Below are 8,669 nucleotides of genomic sequence, written 5' to 3' on the forward strand. Positions count from 1 at the left end.
GAGATGGGGGGATGGGGGGATGGGGGGATGGACTTGGATGTTCCCCTTTGCTCTTTACTCTTTGAATTGCGACGTAAGGATGCAATTTTTTAGATGAATTTACTTAGTTAAACCTATAAATGGTAGCAAATAATTGTTTTTGGTGCTATGTATTGGTTTAAACTTATAGAGTATAAATAATTCACGAAAAGTTAACCTCGATTGCTTTCTAATAAAGTATTACAAAAATTTAAGTTGGCAAGAATTTGTATTATCTTAAAATAAGGTAGTAAAAATTAACAAACAGAAATTTTAGGTTAACAAATCTTGGCAATGGAAACTCGTAAAGAAAAGATTTTGGTGGTAGATGACGAAGCCAGCATTCGCAGGATTTTGGAAACCCGCCTGTCAATGATTGGTTACGATGTGGTCACTGCTGCTGATGGTGAGGAGGCTTTGGAAACTTTCCGCACTGCTAATCCTGATTTGGTGGTTTTGGATGTGATGATGCCGAAACTTGATGGTTACGGTGTTTGTCAGGAGTTTCGCAAGGAATCCAATGTGCCGATTATCATGCTAACGGCTTTGGGAGATGTAGCCGATCGCATCACAGGTTTAGAGTTAGGGGCAGATGATTACGTCGTTAAACCTTTTTCTCCTAAAGAGTTAGAAGCGCGGATTCGCTGCGTGTTGCGTCGGGTAGACAAATCAGGTGGTTCCGGGATTCCCAATTCGGGAGTAATTTCGATCGGCAATGTGAAAATTGACACGAATAAGCGGCAAGTTTACAAGGGCGATCGCCGAATTCGGCTGACAGGAATGGAGTTTAATCTCCTAGAATTGTTGGTGAGTAAGGCAGGAGAGGCAATTTCGCGATCGGATATTCTCCAACAAGTCTGGGGTTATACTCCAGAACGGTTGGTAGATACCCGTGTGGTAGATGTCCATGTTTCTCGCTTGCGGGCAAAATTAGAAGAAGACCCCAGCAACCCAGAATTGATTCTGACTGCTCGATCGATGGGTTATCAGTTTCAACGCTTGGGCGATTTTGGGGAAAACGAAAAATAGTTATCTGTAAATGGCAAGGGACAATAATCAAGTTTTAAAGAATCTCCCGATCGTTGTTGGTGCTTTGGGGGGGATGCTACTCTTAGTCAACCGCTTTCTGACCCCAGAATTGACGGATTCTCAAGCTCGTTCCGATGCTTTAGGTGTATTGTTGAGTGCTTTGTTGATTTTCACTGGCTTACTTTGGCAACAAGTACAACCGCGATCGCCAGAAGCAGTAGAACTGAATGGTACACAAGGATTTGAACTCGCACCAGATTTACCAGAAACAGTGAAAACTGAACTAGCTTGGGCATCCCTGATGTTGTTAACCAATACCTCTACCCGTAGTGTAGTAGTTTGGGATCGAGATAAAGTTTTGTTACGCCGGGGCATTTTGGGCGACAACCCAGAAGTCAAGCCAGGAGCAATTCTACAGCGAGTGATAGACAAGCAAAAGCCCGTTTATTTAGTAGACGTAAAACTCTACCCTGGACGGATTGAATTTGATTACCTACCAAGAAATACTCAAGGAATAATTTGTCAACCGATTGGTAAACGTGGAGTTTTAGTGTTGGGTGCTAATGCGCCCCGCAGTTACACTCAGCAAGACGAAAAATGGATTGCCGGAATTGCTGAGAAGCTAGATGTATGTTTTAGCTGTTACTTGAATAATGATGTTGCACCAGCTCAGATTTGATGAACACAAATGATCATTTTGTATTGGCTACTGATTGTCTTAATGGTTGTGGGAATTATTGGGGCTTTAGTTCCGGGAATTCCAGGGGCTAGCCTAATTTTAGTTTCCATCTTCGTTTGGGGCGCGATCGATGGCTTTACTAAAGTCTGGGTGGCGCTAGCAACAGCCCTTGCTGTTTTGTTGCTGAGTTTGGGCATAGATTTTTTAGCTGCTTACTGGGGCGGAAAACAAGCTGGTGCTAGTAATTGGGGACAAATGGGTGCTTTTATTGGCTTAACTTTGGGATTCTTTGGCTTTCTACCAGCCTTACCTTTTGGTGGGCCACTTGTGGGGATATTAATTGGGCCACTACTAGGAGCTATTATTGGCGAGTTTCTTTATCGCCGTGATTTGGAGTTGCAACCTAGAATTAAGTTGGCAGCACAAGCAGGTGTGGGTATTGTAGTTGGTAATTTGGTTGGTAGGTTGATTCAGGGTGTATTAGCGATCGCTTCAGTAATAGTCTTCGTTTTCACTACTTGGCCCCCCGGAGTTGCTTGAAGAGGCAGAGGGGCTCCAGGGGCAGAGGATCACCAGGGGCAAGGCAATTTAAAACTTAAAACTTGCCCAACTCTCCTCAATTCAAAACTCTGGAATTTTCATGAAGCGATTACCACTAATTAAATCGTAACGCCCTGAGAATATTGCCGACACTCAAAACTGACAAAATACTTCCCGCACTAAACACGCTTAAAATACTCCCCGCACTCCCGAAACTCAAAATACTGCCCACACCGCCAATACTCAAAATACTACCAACACTGCCAATACTTAAAATACTTCCGGCACTGGCAATACTTAGAATGCTGCGATAACTTGCTAAACTTAGAAAACCTTGCTCTGGAATTAACCAAGATTCATTCATATTTGCTATCCTATCCTTTGTCGTTCAAATTAAAAAGCTTGAATCGAGAATTTGTGCAATTGCAAAAGGCATTTCCAATGGAAAATTTTCCATTGGTTTTTCAGTCTCCTTAGCAGCATCTCTCCTGGCGCGTCGATAATATTTTTGTACCCATTCAGAATCTTCGAGGAACCGTTTTAAACTCGGAGTATCTTCCAGACAATCCTGTATTTTGTCTCGGCAATTAGCGATCGTATTACCCCAGCTTTTAGTTCTTTTTTCTGGTTGGTATTGACATTTGAGTAAGTGCATTAAAAGTACTTGCAAATAACTACCCAGTTCTTTTTGTTCGCTACGCCCCAAAGTTTCTAATTCCTCGACCAAATTCTCAATATCTAATTTTTCCCAGTAGCCTTTTTTTAAGAATTCAGATTGCTGTTCTGTCCAGAGTAGAAAATCGCGATCGTATAGTGATATGACATCTTTTGAAAAGCTCATAGTTTACTAGCTGAAGTTATCATCAAATTAAACTTCTTGCAAAAGGTTAAAATTCGGAGTTTTTACCATAGATGATAGATGACCAAAGCAGAGATATACAGAGATACACACAAATGAAAAATAAGAATTCTTTACTTTTGCAAGAAGTCTAATAATTTAGGTGATTAGCTATAAATTTTGCTGTAATAAGCTTGATACTCTTCAGATAATAAAGGTTTCCACCAAGCTTCGTTATTTAAGTACCATTGAACTGTTTTTCTCATCCCTTCTTGTACAGTCACAGAAGGTTGCCAACCTAACTCTGTTTGCAATTTTGTGGAATTAATTGCATATCTTCGATCGTGTCCGGGTCTGTCTTTGACAAAAGTAATTAGTTCCTTACAAGGACGGACTGGTAAATTAGGAGCTAATTCATCCATTAAGTCGCACAAAATATGTACCAAGTCAATATTTTTCACTTCGTTATTGCCGCCAATGTTGTAAGTTTCACCTGGCTTTCCACTGTGAATTACCGTATCTAAAGCCCGACAATGATCTAGCACAAATAGCCAATCTCGGATGTTTTGTCCATCACCATAAACAGGTAAATTTTTACCAATTAAGGCATTAATACACATCAAAGGGATTAACTTTTCAGGAAATTGATAGGGGCCATAGTTATTTGAACAATTAGTAATAATTGTCGGCATACCGTAGGTGTGATAATATGCCCTAGCTAAGTGATCGCTGCCTGCTTTTGATGCAGAATAAGGGCTATTGGGTGCATAAGGTGTAGTTTCGGTAAAAGCTTGGTCGTTAGGGCCTAATGTACCGTAAACTTCATCAGTAGAAACGTGCAGGAAAAGTCCTGAAGTAACAGGGGTGTTTTTCCAGTGTTGGCGGAAAGCTTCCAAAAGTGTGAAAGTTCCGACTACGTTGGTTTCCACGAAGGCACCAGGGCCTAAAATTGACCTGTCAACGTGGGATTCGGCGGCGAAATGGGCAACTGTATCAATGTTTTCTTCCTGTAACAATCCATCTACTAAAGATCGATCGCAAATATTACCTTCTACAAAGCGAAAATTCTCCTTTCCTGCTAAAGATGCTAAATTATTACGGTTTCCAGCGTAGGTGAGTGCATCTAATACGATTACCCGATCGTCTGGATAGCGATCGCACCAGTGAAGGACGAAATTAGCACCTATAAAACCCGCACCCCCCGTCACTAACAACCGACGAGGTGTTCTAAGTTGATCTTTAGGGAAACTATGTGTCATTAGTTGCTATTTTCTCCTCTGTCCGGTTTAAACTTTTTTCAGTCCAATTATAAACAAGTCTATCAGTAGGTGTGAGGAGACAATTGTGACTCAGGTGGTTTTGGAACCGAAAAGCATTATTACCCTGGCACAGGAAGGCAATCCAGAAGCGATCGCTACTCTGATTAACCAAGTGATCGCCAAAAAAGGCGTAACTGCGATCGCCAAATCTAAAGATAATTGGCTACATATCGTCCTCGTTGCTGAGGAAATTCCCGATCGATCGGTCTATCTCCGCTTCATTATTGACGGAATTATTCGCCTCAACGCACGCAACATCGATTTTGTGCGAGTTTACGGGCGCAAAAGTGACCACAAATGGCCAAGTTGGACTGAAGCTTTCGATTTAGCCCAAACTCCCTACTTTCCGCCCATTCCACACCAAATACCTGCTGTTGCTCGTCCTCCAGAACAAAGAAAGCCCAAACCACCAAAGTACAGAAAACAGTTCAAAAAAAAGATTCGTTTACTGTTAATGGGTGGCGTTACTTGGCTAATGGTAGCAGTATTAGGTGTAGTTTTCAGCTATCAAATTAACTCACCAGTTCGCAACAAACGCCAGCAGTTACAACCTTTAGAACAAAGAGATTCGGTAATTCCAGAAACCCAAAAGCCAACTCCTCAAGCTAGCAAAAAGCCCACAGCACAAGCCACACCAAAACCTGCTGCTATCACCTTACCTGCCATAGACAACAAACAATTGATTACGCTTAAAGCAGTAGGAGATATAGTTCCTGGCACTAATTTTCCTAACAATAAGTTGCCTCAAAATAAACAAGAATTGTTTCAAAATGTCAAACCATACTTACAAGGAGCTGATATACTATTTGGCAATTTTGAAAGTACATTAACTAACTATCCTAATACGGCAAAAGATACCAGCCGTCCAATGGTTCATGCTTTTCGCACTCCACCAGAATATGCCCAACTTTTACAAGAAGTTGGCTTTACTGTGATGAGTGTTGCTAACAATCACTCTTTCGATTTTACAATTCAAGGTTTTGAAGATACCATTAAAAATCTAGAAAATGCAGGCGTTAGAGCAGTAGGCAAAAAAAACCAAATTCTTTATAAAAATATCAAGGGTACAGAAATTGCTTTCATTGCCTTTAGTCACTTGTCTTGGCACAATTCTTTAAATGATTTACCATCAGCAATAGCATTGGTCAAAGAAGCTCAGAAAAAAGCTAGTATTGTCATAATTTCTGTGCATGGCGGTGCTGAAGGAACAGGCGCTATGCGAGTCAAAAATCGCTCTGAGAATTTCTACGGCGAAAATCGGGGAAACTTAGTACTTTTTTGTCGCACACTAATAGATAATGGTGCAGACTTGGTGTTAGGTCATGGGCCTCATGTTGCTAGAGCAATGGAATTATATAAAGGCAAATTGATTGCTTATTCTCTGGGAAATTTTGTCGGATATCGGACTTTATCTACTAGGGGTGTATTGGGAGAATCGTTGATTTTAGAAGTTCAATTGAACTCACAAGGAGACTTTATTTCGGGCAAAATTACTCCCGTACAACTAGATAGAAGAGGTATCCCTTATCCTGATAAAGGTGCTAATAGTATTCCCATAATTCGCAATTTAACTAAGTTGGACTTTCCCCAAACAGCACTACAATTTGAGCCAAATGGTCACATTATTAAAGTGGGAGAAGAAAGGCAGACAACAGAAGAAGTAAAACAGAAAGAACAAGCAGTTGTAAATTCAAACCCCATTAATTGAAGAACTTTGTTGTGATAACTAACACTAACAATCGTTTCTTGATTCGGTAGAAAGACTACAGTTATACTAACTAGCTTTAATTTAAAATTGCTCTAGTTCATCTAATAAAGTCTCTAAAGCTGATTTAATTTCTCCTGGTGTTGTTGTGGAAGTGCCGAATTTACGAATTACAATACTAGCAGCTAAATTACCTAAAATTGCTGCTTCCCAAATTGAAGCACCAGCACACAAACTTAAAGTTAAAGCAGCAACAACCGTATCACCAGCACCAGTAACATCATAAACATCTGTGCGGTTAAAGGCGGGTATATGGGAAGCGGTTAAACCATTACGCTCGAATAAACTCATGCCAAATTCTCCGCGAGTAATTAAAATTTGTTGTGCCTGAGTTAATCTCAACAAATCTTTTCCCGCTTGAGCCAAATTTTCCGGTGAAGAAATGGAATAACCTACAGCTTTTTCTGCTTCTGGTAAATTAGGAGTAAATAAAGTTGCACCTGCAAAACGTTGTAAATTTTGCTGGGTATCAACAATAGTTAAAGGGTGAGTTAAAGCTGCTGCAATTACAGGGGGAGTGAATACACCATCACCATAATCTGAACAAACTACTACATCAACTTTTCCTACTTGAGAGCGAATGTAATCAGCTAATTGTAATTGTAAACTTTCTTCTGGTAAATCATCAGATTTGCGATCGACCCTGACAATTTGTTGCGTCACTGACTGACGTGCATGACCAGAAATTCTCGTTTTTGTCACCGTCGGACGATGCAATTCTAAAAAAATGCCACTGGTGTCAATTTCCGCAGCTGCAAAAATGCGCCGCAAAGCTTGACCTTGGTCATCATCACCTAACAATCCTACTACCTTAACTTGTGCCCCTAATTTCGCTAAATTATAAACAGCATTAGCTCCACCACCAGGCACTTGTCTTGTGTGTTCGTGACGGATAATTAATACAGGTGCTTCACGAGACACCCTTTCTACTTGTCCTGTGAGAAATTCATCAAGAGTTAAATCTCCCACAACTAACACTTTAACTTGATGAAAGTTATCTATAAATGAAAACAATCGCTCTGAAGAATTACGCAGTTGTTTAGCGAAAGATGAATCCAGAGTCATAAACAAGATTAAAGTTTAATTAGTTTAACGGCTAGCGGCATCAGAAGCATTAGGTAAATCTTTTTGATCCACTTCAATGAAATAATGATATGCTTCATATTTGCCTGTAGCAGAAAAAGAACGTTTTTTCATTTGCGCGATCGCCAAATCATTAAGTTGCTTATAACCCGTACTGCGGATTAATTCTGTTTCCACAATTTTGCCTTCAGGATCAACCAAAACAGCAATTCCTGCCGGAGTAACATCTGGTACTTTTATGTCAAACGGAGAACGAATTGAATCCGTAATCGGTGGTCTTTTGCTATTTAATCTCCCCCCATACTTCTTAATTTTTTCAGTCCGCCATTGCTCATAATTAGCAAGTCCTTGAGGAATACTTGTGTTGGCAACATTGTAACCATAAACCACTTTAATTCGAGCTTCTTCATCTGCTGGATTGCGATTATTCCGCAAATTATTGCGATTTTGGGCGCGGGTTGTATTTTCCTCATTTCTATTTTGAGGTCGATCGTTATTTGCACCAGCAACTAAATCTCGTTGTAACTGATTGCGATCGAGTAATTCCCCAATAGTTTGCTGATTATTTTGACTTTGATTGTTCTGACTTTGAGTTTCATCTTGACGAGATTGAGTAGATTGAGAAGTACTATCTAAATTTTGTTGCGCGAGAAACCGCTGATAAGTATCCCCAAATTGGCCACCAGATGTTTGACTATTTTGGAGAGATTGATTAGTTTGTGGTGACTGACTACTTGTTCTATCTTGAGTTTGAGACCGTGACCCTAAATTCAATTGATCAAGGGTAATTTTTTCAGTAGTTTCAGGTTTTTGATTTCGGGAAGATTGATTATTTCTCCGATTATTTTTCGCGGAATCTTGGGGCGACTTGGGAACCGTAGTTCGAGTGCGACGGCGCGAAGTTGGAGTTTTTGGTTCTGGAGTGGGTGAAGGTAAGGAAGGATTAGGATTGTAAATTGGAAAACTCGGTGGTGGTGGTAAGGTAATTTCTGATTTAGCTTGCGGCAAACTAGGCAAAAGATTTGTCGGAACTTGCCCCGGTGGTAAATTTGGTAAAGTGGTTTGTGTTCTCTGCTGCGCGTATTCTGGCAACCGGAGAATTTCCTCTGGCGTTAATTGTACAACTCTCACGCTGCGTCGATCGCTTGCTGCTGTTGCTTTATCAGCCATTGGCACTAATGGTTGATAAAACCAAATTAGTGAATGCAGCCCAACAGAGGTTAATGCTGCCACAACTAACGGCAAATTCAGAGTTCCAGTCAGGGGGTTTATGGGTGAGATGTGTGACATAGCAAGTAACTTCAGCTAAGTTTTTCGCGATCGATCCTGGCCTTAATAATACATTTCATATTAGCCACTTTAGACTAGCAGAGGAGTACAGGGGCAGCTGTCTCTTAT

9 protein-coding genes are annotated in these 8,669 nt (G+C 40.6%); 4 read left to right on the plus strand and 5 right to left on the minus strand.

What is annotated here, in order from left to right:
• Nucleotides 1-312 precede the first annotated feature (312 nt).
• The 3 genes from rpaB to IQ264_RS29720 are packed head-to-tail and all read left to right on the plus strand — an operon-like array spanning nucleotide 313 to nucleotide 2,266.
• Nucleotides 313-1,047: a response regulator transcription factor RpaB gene (rpaB, locus tag IQ264_RS29710; RefSeq protein ID WP_193985824.1), complete on the plus strand. Its 735-nt coding sequence runs from the start codon at nucleotides 313-315 to the stop codon at nucleotides 1,045-1,047.
• A gap of 10 nt (nucleotides 1,048-1,057) precedes the next feature.
• Entirely contained in the window at nucleotides 1,058-1,726 is a 669-nt protein-coding gene (locus tag IQ264_RS29715; protein WP_193985826.1) for a cofactor assembly of complex C subunit B, read from the plus strand.
• A 9-nt stretch (nucleotides 1,727-1,735) separates the two neighbouring features.
• On the plus strand, nucleotides 1,736-2,266 hold the full coding sequence (locus tag IQ264_RS29720; protein ID WP_193985827.1) for a DUF456 domain-containing protein: 531 nt from the start codon (nucleotides 1,736-1,738) through the stop codon (nucleotides 2,264-2,266).
• 115 nt (nucleotides 2,267-2,381) lie between these two features.
• Here IQ264_RS29720 and IQ264_RS29725 read toward each other — a convergent pair whose 3' ends face one another.
• The 3 genes from IQ264_RS29725 to rfbB form a co-directional block, all read right to left on the minus strand.
• Nucleotides 2,382-2,630 carry a hypothetical protein gene (locus tag IQ264_RS29725; RefSeq protein WP_193985828.1) on the minus strand — a complete coding sequence of 83 codons (249 nt, stop codon included), beginning with the start codon at nucleotides 2,628-2,630 and terminating at the stop codon, nucleotides 2,382-2,384.
• A gap of 24 nt (nucleotides 2,631-2,654) precedes the next feature.
• Nucleotides 2,655-3,107, minus strand: coding sequence for a DUF29 domain-containing protein (locus tag IQ264_RS29730; RefSeq protein WP_193985829.1), 453 nt, complete (start codon nucleotides 3,105-3,107; stop codon nucleotides 2,655-2,657).
• Between the two features lie 164 nt (nucleotides 3,108-3,271).
• Nucleotides 3,272-4,363 carry a dTDP-glucose 4,6-dehydratase gene (rfbB, locus tag IQ264_RS29735; protein WP_193985830.1) on the minus strand — a complete coding sequence of 364 codons (1,092 nt, stop codon included), beginning with the start codon at nucleotides 4,361-4,363 and terminating at the stop codon, nucleotides 3,272-3,274.
• A gap of 85 nt (nucleotides 4,364-4,448) precedes the next feature.
• Here rfbB and IQ264_RS29740 point away from each other — a divergent pair, with 85 nt between their 5' ends.
• Nucleotides 4,449-6,131: a CapA family protein gene (locus IQ264_RS29740; RefSeq protein ID WP_322744830.1), complete on the plus strand. Its 1,683-nt coding sequence runs from the start codon at nucleotides 4,449-4,451 to the stop codon at nucleotides 6,129-6,131.
• An 81-nt stretch (nucleotides 6,132-6,212) separates the two neighbouring features.
• On the opposite strand, the gene IQ264_RS29745 is transcribed toward IQ264_RS29740, so the two are convergent.
• Both IQ264_RS29745 and IQ264_RS29750 read right to left on the minus strand, forming a co-directional pair.
• Complete coding sequence (locus IQ264_RS29745; RefSeq protein WP_193985831.1) at nucleotides 6,213-7,253, minus strand: bifunctional heptose 7-phosphate kinase/heptose 1-phosphate adenyltransferase; 1,041 nt, start codon at nucleotides 7,251-7,253, stop codon at nucleotides 6,213-6,215.
• Nucleotides 7,254-7,277: 24 nt separating this feature from the next.
• The gene (locus tag IQ264_RS29750; RefSeq protein ID WP_193985832.1) at nucleotides 7,278-8,561 is read right to left on the minus strand and encodes an energy transducer TonB; all 1,284 of its coding nucleotides are present in this window, start codon (nucleotides 8,559-8,561) and stop codon (nucleotides 7,278-7,280) included.
• Nucleotides 8,562-8,669: the final 108 nt, after the last annotated feature.

This window comes from [Phormidium] sp. LEGE 05292 (genome assembly GCF_015207735.1).
Lineage (GTDB): Bacteria > Cyanobacteriota > Cyanobacteriia > Cyanobacteriales > Aerosakkonemataceae > Floridanema.

What these genes read in the sequence shown, in the direction of transcription:
- IQ264_RS29715 (WP_193985826.1), top strand. Translation starts at nt 1,058, where the DNA reads ATGGCAAGGGACAATAATCAAGTTTTAAAGAATCTCCCGATCGTTGTT.
- IQ264_RS29750 (WP_193985832.1), bottom strand. Translation starts at nt 8,561, where the DNA reads ATGTCACACATCTCACCCATAAACCCCCTGACTGGAACTCTGAATTTG.
- IQ264_RS29745 (WP_193985831.1), bottom strand. Translation starts at nt 7,253, where the DNA reads ATGACTCTGGATTCATCTTTCGCTAAACAACTGCGTAATTCTTCAGAG.
- rfbB (WP_193985830.1), bottom strand. Translation starts at nt 4,363, where the DNA reads ATGACACATAGTTTCCCTAAAGATCAACTTAGAACACCTCGTCGGTTG.
- IQ264_RS29720 (WP_193985827.1), top strand. Translation starts at nt 1,736, where the DNA reads ATGATCATTTTGTATTGGCTACTGATTGTCTTAATGGTTGTGGGAATT.
- rpaB (WP_193985824.1), top strand. Translation starts at nt 313, where the DNA reads ATGGAAACTCGTAAAGAAAAGATTTTGGTGGTAGATGACGAAGCCAGC.
- IQ264_RS29730 (WP_193985829.1), bottom strand. Translation starts at nt 3,107, where the DNA reads ATGAGCTTTTCAAAAGATGTCATATCACTATACGATCGCGATTTTCTA.
- IQ264_RS29725 (WP_193985828.1), bottom strand. Translation starts at nt 2,630, where the DNA reads ATGAATGAATCTTGGTTAATTCCAGAGCAAGGTTTTCTAAGTTTAGCA.